Source organism: Anaerobutyricum hallii, from assembly GCF_900209925.1.
Taxonomy (GTDB): Bacteria; Bacillota; Clostridia; order Lachnospirales; family Lachnospiraceae; genus Anaerobutyricum; species Anaerobutyricum soehngenii.
Genome location: NZ_LT907978.1, coordinates 2659981 through 2681754, shown reverse-complemented (window position 1 = coordinate 2681754; position 21774 = coordinate 2659981). Strand labels below are relative to the sequence as shown.

Below are 21774 nucleotides of genomic sequence, written 5' to 3'. Positions count from 1 at the left end.
GCAGGCAGTCTAAGGACTGTCTGTTTTAATACAAATATATGAAAGAGAGGACCTTAGCATGAAGAAAAAAGGTAATTTTAGAAAAGTAGTATCTGGCTTGCTGGCAGGCATGACAATGCTTAGTACAGTGCTGTCTCCGATGACGGCATATGCAGCGGAGATCCAGCCAGAGGAAAAACCTCCACTTTATGAGGAAGTGAAAGACCTTCTGGATGAAGATGAGGTGGTGACTGCCAAAGATTATGAAATTGAAACAGGCAGTGTATTTGATGTGAAATCAGATTACACGGGACTGGAAATCAAGGATGATAACAAGGTCAAAGTCACATTTGAGGAAGCAAAGAATGACAAGGATGAGGATTTTACGACAGATCATGCGGACACTTACAAAGCGGTCTATTATGTGGAACCGGTAAATCAAGAGCATCCGAAGTACCAGATCAGCCGAAAACTGATTGTGCGTGAGAAAGCAACAGAAGCTCAGACTGAAACTGCAGGGAGTGAAGCAGTGACCGAATCAGAAACCGCTGGCAGTGAACAGCAGACAGAGGAAGCGGAGGATTCAGAAGCAGACTCGGAGATTACCGATATTGACGCTGATGAATTTGATGATTTAGTAGAGCAGGCACAGAATCAGGATACCTATGATGAAGAATCAGGGTTAGAGCTTCATGATGTTTTGGAACAGGCAGGAGACGAAGGTGTGGATCTTGATGCTATGGAAGAGGGAGAGATTGCAACATTTGAAGCAGTTTCAGCTTATTCAGCAAGAAGTACACAGCAGGTAACAATTGAAAAAGGACCACTGTATAGATATGCAGATTATAATCTTGGAACCTATCTGACAGAGCCGTACTATATCAGCTACGGAAACGTCAGAGCAATTGCGTATTGTGTACAGCCAGCTAAGCCAGGACCTGGATCTGGAAATTATACAATTACAAAGATTGGAGACAATCAGGCGTTAGCAAAAGTGTGTTATTACGGCACAGATGCCGCAGGGAGCGAAAGCTTTTTTGCGAATAAACACACGGATTTTTCAGAAGGAAAAAGATTCATCATCATTCACATGGCTGCATCATATGCCAACGGAAGCAGTGATGCATTTTACGGAACCAATGCTACAGGAGAGGCTTTGGCAAAAGAACTCTATAATTATTGTGTGAATAAGCCGGAAATACCAGATGTAGCGATGTCATTTTCAAAGCCGGATGTAAAAGCTTATGTAGATAGAAATGTTCAGAGAACGGAGAACATTAAGTTCAACGCATCTTCCCAGCAGAAAATCACAATGGACTTACCAAAAGGAGTAAAGCTCCATAATGTATCTACTGGAACCGTAAGTGCGGCAGGTGCAAGCGTAACAATTGGAGGAGGAACCACGTTTTATCTCTCAGCTCCTCTGACACAGACAAGAGATGTAAGTGATACTTTTTCTGCAAAAATGAAGGGAAGTATTACAAAAGATTATTCAGCATATAAATTGACTACGAATGCAAGTGTTCAGGATCTGGCATTTGTATTTGGAGAAGGTGTTGCTGATGAAAAATATGTAAGCTTAAAGGTGTCATGGATTGAACAGGCTACGATCGAAATCGTAAAGAAAGACGATACAGCGAATGTCAATCTTGCAGGTGCAGTATTTGGCGTTTACAGCGATGAGGCTTGTACAAAGCTGATCACTCAGATGCCTGCAACAGATAAGAATGGAAAATCCTCTGTTACGATTATCAAGACACAGGATACCGTTTATCTGAAAGAAATCACAGCACCACAGGGATATGTAGTAAATGCAACGGCAACAAATGTAAAACTGGTAGCAAGTAAGACCTCAGCTGTAACCGTGGAAAATAAGGAGCAGCTTGCAGAGCTTACTGTTTATAAAGAAGGTCAGGTGCTTACCGGAGCAGAAGTCAGTGAGAGTGGAACCGTATTCCATTATGAGAACCGCAGACAAAAAAATGCTGTTTACAACGTGTATGCCGGAGCAGATATTGTGACTGCGTATGGTACAAAAGTGTACAGCAAAGGTGATCTGGTGAAAGAAAATCTGACAACAGGTGAGAATGGCTCTGTTACCCTGAAGAATCTCCATCTAGGAACTTATGTGGTAAAAGAAGCAAAAGCACCGGACAACTTCTATAATGGCGGCGAAGAAAAGACAGTGACGCTGACTTATGCCGGACAGAATAAAGAAGTTGTATTTGCGGATGTCACCTTCAACAATGAGCGTCAGAAAGCAGAAGTCACTGTAGTAAAACAGGATAAAGATACAAAGAAACCGCTGGAAGGTGGTATTTTCGCCCTGTATGCGGCAGACGATATCAAAAATGCAGATGGTGTAGTTGTTGTAAAGAAAGGCACCCTGATTGAGAAAGCCACTACCGGTGAGGATGGAAAGGCAAAATTCACAGCAGATCTGCCTATCAATCATTCCTATTCCGTAAAAGAAGACCAGGCACCAGAAGGCTATGTAAGAAATACAGAAGACGTGTATACGTTCAAGTTCTCTTACACCAATGATAAAGAAGCAACCGTATCTTTCGCCCATACCTTCAGCAATGACCGTGTGACAGCAAAAATCAATTTATTCAAAGTTGATAAAGAAACAGGAAAAGCCGTTCCGCAGGGCGATGCAACACTGAAAGGTGCAGTCTACGGATTATATGCCCGTGAAGATATCGTGCATCCGGATGGAGCAACCGGTGTGATTTATAAAGCAGGGGAACAGGTGGCTTCTCTTACAACGGATGAAAAAGGACAGGCTTCTGTAGATGGCTTATATCTTGGCAAATATTACGTCAAGGAGATCACACCACCGACCGGATACCTGGCAGATACAGAAGAACATGATCTTGAATGTAGTTATGAAGGTGATATGACTGCAGAAGTAAAAAGAGAATGCATTTCCAGTGAACAGGTGATCAAGCAGCCGTTCCAGATTATCAAAGCAGCCAACAATGGAAAGACCGATGCAGATCTGTTATCCGGAGCCGGATTTACAGTTTATCTGAAATCTTCCCTTACAAAGAAAGCAGATGGAAGCTATGATTTTGATTCTGCTAAACCAGTAGTGAGTGGAGAAAACGGAGCTACTGAGATTTTTACAGATGAAAAAGGTTATGCCTGCAGTATTCCATTACCATTTGGAAGCTATATTGTCCGTGAAACAACAACACCACACAATTACAAGCCAGTCGATGATTTTGAAGTGAATATCACAGAGAACCATCCGAATGAGCCACAGATCTGGCGTGTGCTTCTGGACAAAGAGTTCAAGGCAAAATTGAAAATTGTGAAAAAAGACGATGAAACAAAGAAATCCGTCCTGATTGCAGGAACAGAATTTAAGGTATATGACCTGGATAACAAAAAATACGTGGAGCAGGTAACTACTTATCCTGTGACAACCACACACAAGTCCTATTTTACAGACAGTCAGGGTTATCTGATCATGCCAAAGAACCTGAAAATCGGACATTACCGGATTGAGGAAGTCAACGCACCGGAAGGGTACACAATCAACAAGAATTATATGGAGATTGCTGTTGATGCAAACACTGCTTATCAGATGGATTCAGAAAGCGGCGATGCCATTATCACAGTTGATTACGAGAATCATCCGGTAAAAGGAAAGCTGACGATCTATAAAAAAGGTGAGATGCTGAGTGGATTCAAAAAGGATTTTGTTTATGAAGAAAAATATCTGAAAGGTGCAGAGTTTAACGTCTATGCAGCGGAAAATATCTACACACCGGATTATCAGAAAGATGAAAATGGAAACAGACAGCTGATTTATGCAAAAGATGCTCTGGTAACAACGGTAACGACCGGGGAAGACGGAAAAGCAGTTGCAGATAACCTGCCGCTTGGTTCTTACTATGTGGTAGAAAAAACAGCACCGGAAGGATTTGTTCTGAACCATGACAGATCGGATGTAGCATTTGTCTATGCAGATCAGGATACACCTGTGATCGAACAGGAAGTGACTGTTGGTGATGACAGACAGAAAGTTGCAATCCAGGTAGAAAAACAGGATGCAGAAAACGGAGCAACGGTAGAAGGTGCAGTCTTTGGCATTTATAACAAAGATGATATCAAAGCAGAAGGCAAAGTCATTGTCAACGCTGATACCCTGTTACAGGAAATGACTTCTGATAAAGATGGAATTGCTTCCTGTACGCTGGATCTGCCACTCGGACAGTATTATGTAAAAGAGTTAAAGGCACCGGCAGGATTCGTTTCTTCCGATGAAGTTCTGAATCTGGATGCTTCTTATCAGGGACAGGACGTGAAGACAGTAAAACTGAAAACAGTGAAGAAGAATCAGCCGACAACGGTTGAAATTACAAAATCAGATGTGACAACAGGTGTGGAACTGGATGGAGCAAAACTCACCGTTCTTGATAGAGAGGGGAATGTCGTAGATCAGTGGACTTCTGTAAAAGACCAGCCACATGTGATTAAACGACTGACCGTTGGGGAGGAATATACCCTTCGTGAAGAAATCGCACCGTATGGATATCTGAAAGCAACGGATGTGAAGTTCACACTGGAAGATACCGCAGAGATTCAGAAGGTAGAGATGAAAGATGAAGTGCCGACAGGACTTTTAATCATCAACAAAAATGGAGAATTTTTGGATAAAGTGACACTTCTGGACAATGTAAAAGGCACTGTGGAGCATCTCTTCGAATATGTAACCGGAAGCCTTACAGATGTGACTTTCGATGTATTTGCTGCGGAAGATATCAAAGCGGCAGATGGTGTCAGCAAAGATTATTACAAAGCAGATGAAAAAGTAGGAACTATTACTACAGATTCCAATGGTATTGCACAGATGGATAATCTCCCGGCAGGCAAATACTATGTGAAAGAAGTTAAAACTGCCCATGGCTATGTATTGGATGGAGAACCGAGATATGTTGATCTTTCCTACCGTGATCAGGACACACCGGTAATCACTTATGATGAAAAATGGCAGAATACCCGTCAGAAAGTAAAGGTTACTGTTCTGAAGAAAGAAAAAGATACAGACCGTGTTCTTGCAGGCGGCGTCTTCGGCCTTTATACCAGTGAAGATATCAAAAATGTAAACGGAGATGTGTTGCTTGAGAAAGATTCCCTCATCGAGCAGAAAGCAACCGATGAGAAAGGACAGATCACTTTTGCGGCAGATCTTCCAGTAGATGGAAAATATTATGTAAAAGAGAACAGTGCACCGGACGGATTTGTGACAACGGAAGAAGTGCAGGAGTTTACCTTTGAATATGCCGGAGAAGATCAGGCAGAAGTAAGCTATGATTTTACGTTTGAAAATCAGCCGACCACAGTGGAACTGACAAAAACAGACCTGACCACAGGCAAAGAACTTCCAGGTGCACACCTGAAAGTGACGGATGCAGATGGAAATGTTGTGGATGAATGGACTTCTACAGAAGGATCTCATGTGATCAAAGAACTTGTTGTAGGTAATGAGTATACCATGACGGAAACAAAACCGGCAGACGGATATGTTACTGCAGAGAGCATTACCTTTACGGTTGAGAATACAGCTGAGATTCAGAAGCATGAGATGAAAGATGATGTGACCAAGGTTCAGATCAGCAAGACAGATATCACAGGAGATACAGAGATTCCTGGTGCAAAACTAACGATTCTTGATAAGGACGATCAGGTAGTAGAGAGCTGGACTTCCACAGAGGAGGCACACTATATTGAAAAACTGCCAATTGGTAGATACACCTTACGAGAGGAACAGGCACCAAAAGGATATCTTCTGACATCGGATGTGACATTTGAGGTGAAGGATACTGGAGAAATCCAGAAAGTGGTTATGAAAGATGATACTGCCAAGGGAAAAGTCATTCTCAATAAGACAGATAAATCATCTGGGGAACCGCTGAAAGGAGTAGAATTTGAATTCCGTGACAGCAAAGGAAAGGTCCTGGAAACCTTAAAAACAGATGCTGCCGGTCATGCCGAGAGTAAGCTGTATGAGATTGCCGCATTCAAGAACGGCAAATATGATACAGCAATCAAGTATTATCTGGTGGAGACAAAAACACTGGATGGATACACACTGGATCAGACCAAGCATGAAGTGACATTTGCCTACGCAGACGACAGTACGCCGGTTGTAGAAGTTACTTTCAATCTGACAAATGAGAAACCGGAAGTTCCGGAAACACCAAGCACACCAGATGTGCCGCAGTCCCATGAAGAGACGAAGGTATCAGATGCACCGAAGACAGGAGATAACACAAATATCTGGCTGCCGATTCTGCTTCTGCTTATCTCTACCGGAGGCATGGCAGGACTTTATATCAGCAGAAAGAAAATCAGAAAACAGTAATCCTCAGTAAAGGGGGCCCTGAATCAGGGCTCCCTTTAAAATACAAAAATTCACAGAAAGGGACAGAAAAATATGATGAAAACAATGGAAAAGAGACAGGAAGCAAGAAAGAACCAGGAGAGAACTTTAAAAAGAATGATGGCTTATCAGAAAAAAGCCGAGCAGATGGTCAGCAGGAAAAGAATGAACCATCACATGATCAGAAAGGGGTAAAAGCGTATGATGAACAGAAAAGAATTTTATGAATATGTCAAAGATAATGTAAAAGACTATTTGCCGGATTCATATCAGAATGGAGAAATCCGTATTGAAGAAGTTGCAAAAAATAATGGATTAAGGTTGACTGGCATTTCAATTCCACAGGGTGATCAAAGAGCTGTGCCGATGGTATATCTGGATTCTCTTTATATGGAATATGTCAATGGAAAAAATCTGGATTCCTGTGTGGGTGATGTGGCAGATATGCGTATTGAAGTGCAGGACAAAGCGGCATTTATCAATATGGGTCTTCCGGATATTTTGGATTATGAAAAAATGAAGGACAAATTACAGGTGAGAATCTGTGACCGGGAATGGAATGAAGAACGCCTGGCTGATAAAGTTGTTACCGAACATGGAGATTTTGCAGCATATTACGCAGTGAATGTGGAAGAAAACGAGGGAGGAATTGGTAGTATTCCGGTTACTGTCAATCTTATGAATGAATGGGGTGTGACAGCAGAACAAATCCAGGCAGATGCAGTGGCGGCAGACAGAAATCGTGGTGTTGTTTTGATGGACATGAATGAAATGATAAAATCCATGATTTTTGGTGAAGAAGCAGAAAATCTTTTGAATGAAAAACTGAATGTTGAAGCAATGGAAAATCCAATGTTCTGTCTTTCAAATGCACAAAAAATGAATGGTGCATCACTGTTACTGCAGGAAGATATTCGTAAGCAGATCGGTGAATGCCTGGGAAGTGATTATTTTGTTCTTCCCTCTTCAATTCATGAGGTGCTGATTCTTCCTGATAACGGAATGTTTGAAGTACCGGAATTAAATGCCATGGTACAGGAAGTCAATGAGACGCAGGTAGAGAGGCAGGAACAGCTTTCGGATAAGGTTCAGTTCTGTGATGGAAAGACAGCAGTTATGGAAAATGCCGAACGCAGGGAAGCACGTCTGGAGAAAGAAAAAGCAGCAGAAAAAGCAACTGGGAGAACAGAAGCAAAAGGTGGAATCCATGGAAAACTGGAGAAAGCCAAGGCGGAGATCAAAGCAAAAGGGACAGATACAATCCCAAAGAATAGGGCGAAAGACCTTGCCTCAGTATTATAACGAGAAATAACGATGATTTTGAGGGGACTGTGTGAGCAGTCCCTAATTTTATGAAGATGGAGGAGAAAAGAATATGGACTGGTGTTTATATGGTGATGATAAAAGAAAGGAAATGGATAGAGATTTAAAACCGGAATATCTTTTGGATGACTTACGGAGATATCAGGATGTATTTGGTGAAGAATTTGGTGTAAAAGAGCTTCTTATGCTGGAGGATATCCGGGTAAAGGCTATGATTGCCGGAGCACTTGCAGATATGCCGGAATTTCTTATTGATCAGATTGGAAAAGCAAGTAACAGTAGTAATTTTCCTTCTATGACAAGGGCAATGGAACGGATTGCCGATGTTGTAGAAGAAAAGTGGGAAGAAGAAAGGGAGTAACAGATGGCAAATAAATTATATGCAATGGAACTTCTGACGGAGGAAGTGGCAAAGGATGTTGCTGCCAATCCGCAGGAATGGATGCGGTTTCTAAATACTGCATCCAGGCTGTACCGGTACACTTTTCCGGAACAGCTCTTGATCTATGCACAGCGTCCGGGAGCAACAGCCGTGGCATCCATGGAAATCTGGAACCAGAAGATGTACCGATGGATTAAAAAGGGTTCTAAAGGAATTGCCCTGATAGATAACACATCCGGACCAAAAACGAAACTCCGATATGTTTTTGATGTGCAGGATACTTATAAGGTAAAAAATCTGGGCAGAGATCCGCAGTTATGGAATCTTAATCCAGAAGGAGAACAACTGGTGGCAGATTATCTGCAGGAGCGGCTGGCACTGGAAGCAACAGAGGGAGGATTAGCAGAGGTTCTTCACCAGGCGGCAGAAGAAAGTGTGCAGGCCTGGTTGCCGGATGCTTTCGACGAACTGCAAATGGATGTAGCCGGCACTTTTCTGGAAGATCTGGATGAACAGAATCAGAAAGTGGAGTTCCGGGAACTGATGACAAACAGTGTCTGGTATGTGTTACTGAACCGATGCGGACTGGATGTGCAGGAATATCTTGATGCAGAGGATTTTCGTCATATTACAGATTTTAACCAGTTAAAGGTTATTGGACACCTTGGAAGTTCTGTGAATGAGATCAGCAGACCGGTATTGATGCAGATTGGACGATATGTGTTGAATGACTTGGAAAAAGATCTGAAAACGGTTGCAAAAGAAAAAGAAGTAGCTTATAATGAATTTAACACGTTAATTCGTGAAAGCAAAACAAGGAACACAGAAGATAGAGGAGAAAATAAGGAGGAAACAGAGCATGAGAGAGATCACTTACAGCCAGAATGGAGAGTACCAGATTCCGGATATCAGTCTGGAGGAGACGAGAGGAACGATCGGGAAGTACGGATTGATGAGGAAAGAGTATCTGAGAAACCACAAAGTAGCCAGATTCAACATTCTGACCTTACAGAACCGTCTGGACAGTCATCTGATGGAAATCGACAGCCAGGCAAGGCAGAGAGTAGACAACCTGATGTCAGAACTTCTGGAGAAAAACCCGGCACCGGACAAAATGGCAGACGGGATGGCATGGACCAGACACATGAACCAGATCAAAGCACAGGCAGAGGAACTGGTAATTCAGGAGATTATTTACAATTAAGTCTGTTCCCGACAGAAGAGGAACAGTTAGGAGAAATAAGGAAAGCGGTAGCTGCATTAGAACAGCCAGCCGCTTTTCTTATTTCTGATGAAGTAGTAGATGATATTCTCCGCACGGGAAGTGGACAGAAAAATACACTGTTTCATATTACGGCAAGACTGATTGAAGGTCTGGATAATGAAGAAATGCAGAACTTCCTGAAGGAGGAATATGAAACAGGTGGAAAAGGATTTACCATAGATGGACAGAAAATCAGTATCTGGTATGACAATGATGGTATCCGTATCCGACGGGGAGATTCCGCCAGAAGAAACTTTGATCGCATGGTTACGTGGGAAGAAGCGGCGGACAGAATCCGGGATATGTATGAGGATAGAAGTTACGTGGATAATCTGATTTCCAATAACGCCATTGAACAGGAGCAGGAAGAAATGACCAATCTTCTTGCACTCCATTTTCGGGATACCAGCAGAAACCGGGAGGAGCAGCAATCATATTCGGATTGGCAGGATGTCGTGCGGGAAGCTTGGACAGATTCAGCGGAAGCAGATGCAATTGCCCATCGCTTTGAATGGCTGCAGAAAGATATGGATGAGAATCCAGAAGATTATCGCAGGTGGGAGATTCAGCATAATCCGGAATATTTCCAGCGTTTTCAGGATCTCCAGAGGGAGCGTTCCTGGGTAGACCAGAAATTTACGGTCGAACGTCCGGCCCTTTCCTTTATCACACAGGATGAGATAGATGCAGTCCTTAGAAGAGGCGGGATCACTGCCGGAGGACGGAATCGGATCTATGAGTATTTCATGGAACATCACGATATAAAGGATGCAGCTGAGTTTCTGAAAAATGAGTATGGTACAGGTGGAGCAGCACCTGGGATACCGGGAGCGTATGAATCCGATGCTTCCCATGATGCGAAAGGATTAAAACTTGCGAAAGGGAAGATTGGCAGTCCAGATGTAGAAGTTCTATTAAAGTGGAATAAGGTTGCAGAACGTGTCCGTCAGCTGATTCGCACCGATGATTTCTTATCACCGGAAGAACTGGAAAAGTATGAAGAACGGCAGGAAGCACAGAGACAGGCGGATCTGGAAGGAGCTCAGCAGGCTTTGGAAGTGGAGCAGGAAGGCTCTGATCAGCAGGAAATACGAGAGGAAAATCAGGAACCGTCGGAGGTTGAGACACAACCGGAAGCAGTAGAAGATGCAGAAAAAAAGGAAGATATAACACCAGAACAGTCTGATATTCCAGCAACAAACTTCCATATCACAGATGATGAACTGGGACAGGGAACACCAAAGGAAAAGTTCCGTGCTAATATCATGGCAATCCAGCTTTTAAAGAAATGCGAGGAAGAAAACCGCAATGCCACACCAGACGAACAGGAGATTTTATCCCGATATGTAGGCTGGGGAGGTCTTGCTGATGCTTTCGATGAAACAAAATCCGCATGGGAGACGGAATATCTGGAATTAAAGACAGTCCTTACACCGGAAGAATATGCAGCAGCCAGAGCTTCTACCTTAAATGCCCATTACACACAGCCAATCGTGATTGAAAGTATGTATCAGGCGTTGGAAAATCTGGGATTTACAAAAGGAAATATCCTGGAGCCATCCATGGGTGTTGGTAACTTCTTTGGAATGCTTCCTGAGAAGCTGAACCAGTCAAAACTCTATGGTGTGGAACTGGACAGTATCAGCGGTAGAATTGCAAAACTGCTTTACCCAGATGCCAATATCCAGATTAAAGGTTTTGAGAAGACAGATTATCCGAATGATTTCTTCGATGTGGCAATCGGAAATGTGCCATTTGGAGCTTATAAAGTGAATGACAGGCAATATGACCGCTATAATTTTATGATTCACGATTATTTTCTGGCAAAGACAATCGACCAGTTGCGTCCGGGTGGTGTGGCAGCTTTGATCACAACAAAAGGAACCATGGATAAAGCATCACCGGAAGTCCGAAAGTATCTGGCAGAACGTGCCGATCTCCTTGGAGCCATCCGCCTGCCGAACACAGCATTCAAAGCAAATGCAGGAACGGAAGTCAGTGCAGATATTTTATTCTTCCAGAAGCGTGACAGCATGACAAAAGAGATGCCGGAGTGGGTGAATCTTGGAAGTGATGCCAATGGAATTACGGTCAATCAGTATTTTGCAGACCATCCGGAAATGATTCTGGGTGAGATGAAAGAGGTATCCGGTCCGTATGGTATGGAAACAACCTGTATGCCGATAGAAGGTGCTGATCTTGAAGTCCAGCTTGCAGAAGCTGTCAGGAATATTCATGGAAATATGGCACCTGCAGTTGATGTGGATGCAGAACTGGATGATGTACCAGAGAGTATCCCGGCAGATCCGAATGTTCGTAATTACAGTTATGCGGTTGTAGATGATCAGGTATATTACCGTGTTAACTCTCTGATGAATCAGGTAAAGATGCCTGCCGCTACTGCAGAACGTGTAAAAGGTATGGTGGAGATCCGAGACACGGTGCGTGAACTGATTGCCATGCAGATGGAAGAATCCGTAACAGATGAAGAAATTCACAAACAGCAGGAGAAATTGAATCAAGTATATGATGCTTACACAGCAAAGTATGGAGTCATCGGAAGTAATGCAAACAAGCGGGCGTTTTCTGATGACGCTTCTTATTGTCTGTTGTGTTCTCTGGAAGACCTGAACGAAGATGGAACATTGAAGCGAAAAGCAGACATGTTTACGAAACGAACCATCAAAAAGGCAGTGGCGGTAACCAGTGTGGAAACTGCGACAGAAGCCTTAGCATTATCATTGAATGAAAGAGCAAAGGTGGATCTGTCCTATATGGCACAGCTGACAGGAAAGACAGAAGAAAAAATCACGGAGGAACTGGTTGGAGTTATATTTAAGAACCCACTGACAGACCAGTGGGAGAGTGGAGATGAGTATTTATCTGGAAATGTCAGGGAGAAGTTAAACACAGCAAGAACCTTTGCAGAGAATCACCCGGAATTCACACCGAATGTCCGTGCATTGGAAGCAGTTCAGCCAAGAGAACTGGAAGCATCTGAAATCGAAGTAAGGATTGGGGCAACCTGGATTGAACCATCGGATTATCAGGACTTTATGAGGGAACTGCTTCATACTCCGTGGTATCTTGCACAGAAGGAGATACAGGTAAAATATTCTGAGGTGAATGGTGAGTGGCGGATTACCGGGAAAAATGCAGACAGTCCAAGAAATGCGTTTGCCTATGCAACGTATGGAACCGAGAGGGCAAATGCTTACCGGATTCTGGAAGATACACTGAATCTGAAAGATGTTCGTATCTATGATAAGAGTGTCAATGAAAATGGGGATGAGATTCGTGTCCTCAATAAAAAAGAAACTATGCTGGCATCACAGAAACAGGATGCCATGAAAGCAGCATTTAAGGATTGGATTTTCAAAGATCAACAGAGACGTGAAAGACTGGTAAGAGTTTATAATGAACGGTTTAACAGTATCCGTCCCCGTGAATACGATGGCAGTCATCTGACTTTCCCAGGAATGAACCCGGAAATTGAACTTCGCCCACATCAGAAAAATGCTGTCGCACATCAGCTTTACGGGGATAATGTGCTTCTGGCTCATGTAGTAGGAGCTGGGAAGACCTACGAGATGGTAGCGGCTGCAATGGAGAGCAAACGTCTGGGATTATCACAAAAGAATCTATTTGTCGTGCCGAACCATCTGACAGAGCAGTGGGGAGCCGAGTTCCTGCAGTTATATCCGGGAGCCAATATCCTGGTGGCAACCAAGAAAGATTTTGAACCGGCGAACCGGAAAAAGTTCTGTGCCAGAATCGCTATGGGAAACTATGATGCGATTATCATCGGTCATTCCCAGTTTGAGCGTATCCCAATCTCTGATGAGAGGCAGGAAGCCATGCTGCGGAAGCAGATTGACGATCTGGAAATCGCAATCCAGAGTGCAAGATATGAGCAGGATGGCGGCCGCTATACGGTAAAGCAGATTGAAAAGACCAGAAAAACGCTGATGACAAGACTGGAGAAGCTGAATCAGAAAGAGAAAAAGGATAATGTAGTTACCTTTGAAGAACTGGGAGTGGATCATCTGTATGTAGACGAGGCACACAGTTATAAAAATGCGTTCCTTTATACAAAAATGAGAAATGTAGCCGGAATTGCCCAGAACGAAGCACAGAAATCAGCAGATATGTTTAATAAATGTCAGTATCTGGATGAGATTACCGGTGGAAAAGGCATTACCTTTGCAACGGGCACACCGATCAGCAACAGCATGACGGAACTTTATGTCATGCAGAGATATCTGCAGAACAGCAAATTACAGAATATGGGCTTGGGATTATTTGATTCCTGGGCATCCACGTTTGGAGAGGTTGTGACCAGCATTGAACTTGCACCGGAAGGAACCGGATACCGAGCAAAATCCAGATTCGCCAGATTCTATAATATCCCGGAACTGATGAATATGTTCAAGGAGATTGCAGATATCAAGACTTCGGATCAGTTGAATCTTCCAGTACCGGAAGCGGAATACGAAACTGTAGTATTGAAACCAACAGAACAGCAGAAAGAAATCGTAGCAAGCCTAGGAGAGCGTGCGGAAGTGGTAAGAAACGGTGGCGTAGATGCTAGTGTAGACAATATGCTGAAAATTACCAATGACGGAAGAAAACTGGCACTGGATCAGCGATTGGTCAATGAACTATTGCCAGACGATCCGGGCAGTAAAGTGTCGGTCTGTGCAGAAAAAAGCTATGAAATCTGGAAAGATACAGTTGTACAGAAATCGGCGCAGATCATTTTTTGTGACTTGAGCACACCGAAAGGCGATGGCAGTTTCAATGTTTACGATGACTTGAAACAGAAGCTGATGGCGAAAGGTGTACCGGAAAAAGAAATTGCATTCATTCATGATGCAAATACCGAAGCAAAGAAGACGGAGCTGTTTGGAAAAGTAAAATCTGGGCAGGTTCGTTTTTTGATTGGTTCAACAGCAAAGATGGGTGCCGGTACCAACGTGCAGGATCGTCTGATTGCTCTGCATCATCTGGATATTGGCTGGAAACCGTCTGATCTGGAGCAGAGGGAAGGACGTATCATCCGGCAGGGAAATCACAATAAAAAGGTTCATATCTTTCGGTATGTGACAGAATCCACCTTCGACAGCTACATGTGGCAGTTGATCGAAAATAAACAGAAGTTCATCTCCCAGATTATGACGAGCAAAGCACCGGTCAGAAGCTGCGAAGATGTGGACGAAGCGGCACTGTCCTATGCAGAGGTTAAGGCACTGGCAACTGGAAATCCGGCAGTAAAAGAAAAGATGGCACTGGACGTGGATGTGGCAAAACTGAAACTTTTAAAAGCCAATCACATGAATAACCAGTACCGTCTGGAAGATGATATTGCAAGAAATTTTCCACAGCAGATTGCAAAATTGACCGAGACTATTGATAGCTACAAAGCGGATATTGCCCATTATCAGGAGCATAAAATCACAGATCCAGAACAGTTTTCCATGGAGATCAGCGGCAAAGTATTTACAGAAAAGAAAGAAGCAGGAGCGGCACTACTGGCAGTCTGCAAGGACATGAAAGCAGTCGATGCAGCAATGGATATCGGAAACTATCAGGGATTCAACATGAGAATCCAGTTCGACAGCTGGAGTAAGGAGTTTATCCTGTCTGTGAAGCATGAATCGGTATCGAAAGTTCATCTGGGAGCAGATGCCCTGGGAAATATCACCCGTATCAATAATCTTCTGGAAAGCTATCCGGAGAAACTGGCAGAAGCGGAGCAACGATTGGAAACGGTACAGGAGCAGCTTACAAATGCCAAAGAGGAAGTTGGAAAGCCATTCACAAAAGAAGAGGAACTGAACCAGAAACTGGAGCGACTGTCAGAACTAAATGCCCTTCTTAATATGGATGAACGGGAAGACACAGAAGCAGAGCAGTCAGAATCGAAAGAGAAAGAAGAACGACCGGCACGTGGTTCTATCCATGAGAAATTGCAGATTTATAAAGAAAAAAGCCAGCGGGAAAGCGAGAATGGCAGGGAAGATAGAAAAAGGGACTTCGGTCTGGAATAAGAAAACAGGAAAGATGGCATAATTTGGTAGAAAGAATGTTCTGCCGGTTATGCCACTTTTGGGAATACAGGAGGAACTTATATGGCGAGAAACATGATAACAGGAATAGAAACGCAGAAAATGCAGGAATATACACAGGAACAAATAGACCGTGCAGAACACATGGGAATAGCAATTCCAGCGGACGTAAAAGAACAGATTTTTGAATATGCAAATCTGGTTGGCGAAGAAGAGAAAGTAAGGACGCTGGTAAGAAATCTGGCAGATGCAGTCAATCGGTCAGATGAAGATAGAGTAGAGGAACTTCTGGATGATGCCCAAATGGATATTCAGGACTTACCAGATCCAACCATAGGCAAGCTGGAACTTCGGGATTATGGATATACAGCAGAGGATATGGTGCCGCTTAGAAAAGCAGCAGCCCTGGATTATCACAGAATGGGTTCTAAAATCTATTGCCTGGGTAGTGATGGCAGCAAGGGAGAGTATGCAAGTAAAGAAATGATACAGGCACATGAAGGGCTGTTTGGCATGGAATCACAGATGTGGGAACGGATAAGGGATCAGGATCTGGATTATGCAGATGAAGATTTTGGAGCATTTCAGGAGCCGATGAATGTGATTGGACAGGAAGAAGCTCTGAAATTATATGATGCCGGAGCAGATATCTATCTGATTACCAATTTTTCATCACCAATCTATGTTACAGAGCGAATGGAGATTGAACGAGGTCCGGAGCATTATCAGATGTCTACAGAAGAACTGGAACGATTCCGCAATTTGGAATGGGAGATGCAGAAATATCCGCAGATTCAGTCTTTGAAAGAGGCAAATCTGCTATTAGGGACAAGACGAACATTCGGTATTTATCAAATAAGAGATGGTTTGCCAGGTGAAAACTATGCGTTTATGAATATGAGCTTCATTGAAAGTCACGGGATGCAGATTAAAAAAGAAGACTATGAACTGGTCTATGTGGGAGAATTATTTGGAAATATGTCGCTAGATGATATATTTGAACGATTCAACATCGACAGACCAGAAGACTTTCGAGGACATTCCCTGTCTGTCAGTGATATCGTAGTTCTGAATGAGGGGGGAAAGGTAACCGCTCATTTTGTAGACAGTATCAGTTTTGAACAGCTAGATTCTTTCCTGAATCTGGAAGAACAGGTTCTTAGTGAACTGGCATATGAGGTAGGAGAACGTTACTTTGCTATTCAGAGAACAGAAGGAGGATATGATTATTCCTTTTACGATGAAGATTTCCGCCTGATGGATGGTGGCGTCTATGAAAATGGTGAAATTTCTATTGAAGAAGCGGCAGAGGAACTTTTGGAAGACGAAGGATGGACTGGAGAACGCATCCGTGGGGATTATGATCAGTTGATGGAAAAGGTAGAAGAAATGGATGAGGTTGTAATGGCAGAGATTCAGAAAAGCCAGGGCGAATATAAGCCATTGGCAAAGGTAGAAGAACTGGAAGAGGCAAATTATAACATGATTGATAATGTCCTCAATAATATGCCACCGAAGAAAGAACCGTATCTGGAATACTTTGCCGCAGAATGTGATGAGTTCCATGATATGGGAGCTTATGAAAAAAGTACCGATGTTAATCAGATTGCTGCGGTTTATGAAAAATATAGGGAGAATCCTGAGAATGCCTATCGAGTATGCAGTATGGGGATTATCTATCGTGATCCGGAAGACAGTTACTATGATGATGCTGAATTTGCAATCGTAAAAGGAAATACAGTACTTGGAAATCTGATGGACGATGTTCGATTTTATGGAGAACTTGCACTGATACGGGAAGGGATTGAGAAAATTCATGATGCATTGCCGGACTATAAGTATGTACCAATGCGGGATGTTCGGGAAGCAATGTATCCAGAGAAGATGACCACAGAACAGTTGGCAGAGGCATTGGATGAGATTGCAGAAGCTTTTGATCCGTATGAGTATCGAGATAATGTGGAGACGGGAGAAAATACGGTACAAGAGGTGATGTTGGATTTGCAGAGTGGCAATACACATTCTTATATTTCTTATCTGAAGGATATTGTAGACGAAGAATGTGACCAGTCTGTGCGTGCAGGTGTATTGATTGAAAGACTGAAAGTCTATGAGCCGGAGTTTCCAAAGAATCTGGAACCAATGGTGTATGTAAACTATTGTGAAGAAAGTGCTCTCATGAATCCAAGATGTCAGAAGTTATCCGAGCTGGATGCAAAAACAGCAGAAATGGATAAAGAATGGTATGCAAAACGTGATTCGAAGACAGAGGAACCTACAAAAATCACAAAGATATATGTGACTGTATATTATGCGGAAAAAGGTGAACAGATGCTGCATCATTTCAAGAAGTCAATAGATATTGGAAATGGACATGGCGGTATTGTGAGTCAGTTGAAGTATGATAATGAAATGAAGCTTACAGATGAGTATTGGATCAATTACCAGAAAGGTAAAGGAAGTGAAGAGTTCCAAAAATATATGGAAGATCTGACAGACATGCAGAATCATGTGCTTCCGTATCTGCAGAGCTTTTGCAATCTGGAAGAAAAAGGTGTGAAAGAGAGACGAGAACAGCAGATAACGGAAAGAAATGAAGGAAGAGCAGATGAGCGGGGAACAAGTACCGAAGCGAATGCAGTGGTCAAGGATGCAGGAAAAGCAGATAGGAAACAGGTACAACAGAAGCAGGCGGTAGTTGGAAAAGATAAGAAATTATCCATTCATGAACGGCTTGAGATTAATAAGAGGATTATTCAAGAAAAGCAGGGAAAAGATAAGCCGGAGAGAGGGGCTGATCGGGGTGTGAGATAAGTATAATATTATAATTCTAATGAAGGATGTAGGGAGTCAATCCCTGCATCCTTTTTTAATGCGTAAATATGGATTGAACGTTATAATGAAAGCAGATTGGAGATGTTTTTCTTCTAACCACATCAATTAGGAAAAGAGTATCTGTAGCAGATAAATTCAAAAGGTTTGTGAATAAATTAAAAAAGATATTCAATATTTGAAAAAAGATATGTGATATTTGTAAATGCGAATTGTACAAGGAGTTTTTTGTGTGATAAAATAATTTTGATATTGATTGCACATTAAACGGAGGAAAAGAGGATGGCAATTAGTTATAATGGATTATGGAAACAGTTAATTGACCACGGAATGAAAAAAGGAGATTTGTGTGCCAAGACTGGTCTTAGCTCCAGTACAATAGCAAAGATGACAAACTGCGAGTCGGTGAAACTATCTGTTTTGGAAAAAATCTGCAAAGAGTTGGATTGTAACTTTGGAGATTTGATTGACTATGTACCAGATAACAAAGAAAAGTAAATTACCTTATGGAGGAAAATGTAAATGGCTACGAGAAGTGCAAAAATAGATCAGAAAGCAGACCTAATATGGGCAATAGCAGATAAGCTTACCGGTGTATATAAACCACATGAATATGGAGATGTTATATTACCACTTACAGTAATCAGACGTTTTGACTGTATTCTCTCAGATACGAAGGATGCGGTATTACAGAAATACGATGAAGTAAAGAATCTTCCAATGAAAGATATTTTACTTCGTAAGGCTTCAAAAAAGGATTTTTACAATACAAGTAAATATACATTTGAAAGACTTATGGATGATCCTGACCACATTGAGGAGAATTTTAGAGAGTATCTGAATAAATTTTCAGCAAATGTGCGGGATATTCTGGAAAAATTTAAGTTTGATGGACACATCACAACGATGGCAAATAAGGGGATTCTGTATATTGTTTTAAAGGAATATACAACAGACAGAGGAAATCTTCATCCGAATGAAATCTCTAACCTTGAAATGGGATATATTTTTGAAGAAATTATAAGAAGATTCTCTGAGTCTCATAATGAAGATGCAGGACAGCATTACACTCCAAGAGAAGTTATCCAACTTATGGTTAATATTCTCTTCTATGATGATAATGACATCCTTTCTGGCAATAATGTGGCAAAGACGATTTATGATCCTGCCTGTGGAACCGGAGGTATGCTTTCTGTAGCAGAGGAATATTTACATAGTCTGAATGCATCTACAGAGCTTGTATCGTTCGGTCAGGAAATCAATGACCAGACATTTGCAATCTGTAAGGCTGATATGCTGATTAAGGGTAACAATGCTGATTACATTAAGGATGGCAACACATTATCGGATGACCAGTTTGCAGGCAGTACATTTGACTATATCCTTTCAAATCCTCCGTTTGGACGTGAGTGGAAGAATGAAAAGGCAAAAGTAGAGGAAGAGGCAAAGCTTGGCTTCGGAGGAAGATTTGGAGCAGGACTTCCGGCTACAAGTGACGGACAGATGCTTTTTCTTATGACAGCAATATCAAAGATGAAAGATATTGATAAAGGTGGAAGCAGAATTGCAATCATTCATAATGGTTCCCCACTTTTTACAGGAGATGCAGGAAGCGGACCTTCTGAAATCAGAAGATATATTCTTGAAAATGATCTGCTTGAGGCAATCATTGCTTTACCGAATGATATTTTCTATAACACAGGAATTGCAACCTATATCTGGGTATTGTCAAATAAAAAGGCAGGTACAGTCAGAGAAGGAAAAGTGCAGCTGATCAATGCCAATGAGATGTTCGTGAAGAGAAGAAAGGCATTAGGAAATAAGCGAAATGATATCTCTAAGGAAGATATTGCAGAGATTACAAAGATATATGGTGATTTTAAAGAGAGTGAAATCAGCCAGATTTATGATGACGAGGATTTTGGTTATACCAAGATTACAGTAGAAAGACCGCTTCGTGATGAAGAAGGCAATCTGGTATTGAAAAAGGGAAAGAAACAGCCGGATACCAGTCTTCGTGATACAGAAAATGTTCCGTTAAAAGAGGATATCAAAGAGTACTTTGAAAGAGAAGTACTTCCATTTGCACCGGATGCATGGGTAGATGAGAAAAAGTCAAAGGTGGGATATGAGATTCCGTTTACGAGATATTTCTATAAGTATGAAGCTCCAAGACCATCAGCAGAAATTATGGCAGAGATTATGGATTTAGAGACAGAACTATCTGGAAGTCTTGAGGAGGTATTTGACCTATGAGAGAGATGAAGGATAGTGGAGTGGAATGGATTGGGAAGATACCAAAAGATTGGGAGATTGTTCCCTTAACAAAGCAATTAGATTCAATTGTCGATTATAGGGGAAAAACACCAGAAAAAACAGAAGAAGGAACTTTTTTAGTAACTGCAAAGAATATAAAAGATGGGAAAATATGCTATGAGTTATCAAAAGAATACGTTCGTGAAGCCGATTATGAGGAGATAATGCATCGAGGAATACCACAAATTGGCGATATACTATTTACTACAGAGGCTCCATTGGGGCAAGTGGCTAATGTAGATAGAACTGATATTGCCTTAGCACAACGTATTATAAAATTTAGAGCATTAAGTACTGTTAATAACTATTATTTGAAGTATTGGATGTTGAACGAGGGATTCCAGCAGTTTTTACATTCATTATCTACTGGTTCAACAGCAACTGGAATAAAATCAAGCAAGTTATTTTTACTTCCGTTGGTTAGACCAAATATAGAACAACAAAATAAAATAGTTGAATATCTGGATGCCAAGTGTTCAAAGATTGATGAAATTGTAGAAAAGCAGAAGGTGATAATTGAAAAATTAGAGGAATACAAATTATCAATTATTACGGAAGCAGTAACCAGTGGAATAAATCCAGATGTAGAGATGAAGGATAGCGGAAGTGTATGGTTTGGAAATATTCCTATAAATTGGGAAATGAAAAGATTAAAGTATGTATTCCATATTCAGAAAGATATTGCAGGAGAAGAAGGACATACTGTTTTGTCAATTACACAAAGAGGAATAATTCCTAAAGATTTTTCTAACAATGAAGGACAGTTTGCAAATAGCTATGCAAATTATCAGTTAGTCCATAAAGGTGATTTCGCAATGAATCATATGGATTTGCTGACCGGTTGGGTAGATATTTCAAAGTACGAAGGAGTTACAAGTCCTGATTATAGGGTTTTTGTATTAAATGATAAGAATGGTATGTGTCCAAAGTATTATTTGTATATGATGCAAATGTGTTATAGTGCACGAATTTTTTATGGATTAGGACAAGGTGTAAGTGGTATGGGAAGATGGAGACTACAAGCAGATAAGTTTTTGAATTTTTATATTCCTATTCCACCATATGATGAGCAGAAGAAAATAGCTGATTACATAACTGATAAGGTAAATCATATTGAAGTTGAGATTGATAAAAGAAATAAACTTATTAAGAAATATCAAGAATACAAAAAATCCCTCATTTACGAAGTTGTCACAGGCAAAAAGGAGGTGTAGCT

The 21774-nt window shown here is 41.7% G+C and carries 9 protein-coding genes and 1 pseudogene; all 10 read left to right on the top strand.

The genetic code is table 11. The annotated features are described in order from the left end of the window. The first annotated feature begins 58 nt into the window (after nt 1-58). The 10 genes and pseudogenes from EHLA_RS12150 to EHLA_RS12115 all read left to right on the top strand — a co-directional run bounded on the left by EHLA_RS12150 (nt 59) and on the right by EHLA_RS12115 (nt 21772). Nucleotides 59-6355: a SpaA isopeptide-forming pilin-related protein gene (locus EHLA_RS12150; protein WP_073106996.1), complete on the top strand. Its 6297-nt coding sequence runs from the start codon at nt 59-61 to the stop codon at nt 6353-6355. A 72-nt stretch (nt 6356-6427) separates the two neighbouring features. After that, entirely contained in the window at nt 6428-6568 is a 141-nt protein-coding gene (locus EHLA_RS16450; protein ID WP_164651566.1) for a hypothetical protein, read from the top strand. Nucleotides 6569-6574: 6 nt separating this feature from the next. Next, entirely contained in the window at nt 6575-7675 is a 1101-nt protein-coding gene (locus EHLA_RS12145; protein ID WP_026648906.1) for a DUF5688 family protein, read from the top strand. Nucleotides 7676-7748: 73 nt separating this feature from the next. Further along, nucleotides 7749-8057, top strand: coding sequence for a hypothetical protein (locus EHLA_RS12140; protein WP_026648905.1), 309 nt, complete (start codon nt 7749-7751; stop codon nt 8055-8057). A gap of 880 nt (nt 8058-8937) precedes the next feature. Next, complete coding sequence (locus EHLA_RS17165) at nt 8938-9282, top strand: TnpV protein (RefSeq protein ID WP_222891046.1); 345 nt, start codon at nt 8938-8940, stop codon at nt 9280-9282. A 1022-nt stretch (nt 9283-10304) separates the two neighbouring features. Beyond that, nucleotides 10305-15392: pseudogene (locus tag EHLA_RS12135) on the top strand (DEAD/DEAH box helicase family protein); the annotation flags it as partial. An 81-nt stretch (nt 15393-15473) separates the two neighbouring features. After that, nucleotides 15474-18224 (top strand): YodL domain-containing protein, encoded by a 2751-nt coding sequence (locus tag EHLA_RS12130; protein ID WP_028086450.1) that lies wholly within the window; start codon nt 15474-15476, stop codon nt 18222-18224. A gap of 300 nt (nt 18225-18524) precedes the next feature. Then, nucleotides 18525-18740, top strand: a complete 216-nt coding sequence (locus EHLA_RS12125) for a helix-turn-helix domain-containing protein (RefSeq protein ID WP_028086451.1) — start codon at nt 18525-18527, stop codon at nt 18738-18740. 24 nt (nt 18741-18764) lie between these two features. Next, on the top strand, nt 18765-20498 hold the full coding sequence (locus tag EHLA_RS12120) for a type I restriction-modification system subunit M (protein ID WP_073106993.1): 1734 nt from the start codon (nt 18765-18767) through the stop codon (nt 20496-20498). After that, on the top strand, nt 20495-21772 hold the full coding sequence (locus EHLA_RS12115) for a restriction endonuclease subunit S (RefSeq protein WP_073106989.1): 1278 nt from the start codon (nt 20495-20497) through the stop codon (nt 21770-21772). Before EHLA_RS12120 ends, EHLA_RS12115 begins: the two co-directional genes overlap by 4 nt. Nucleotides 21773-21774 lie beyond the last annotated feature (2 nt).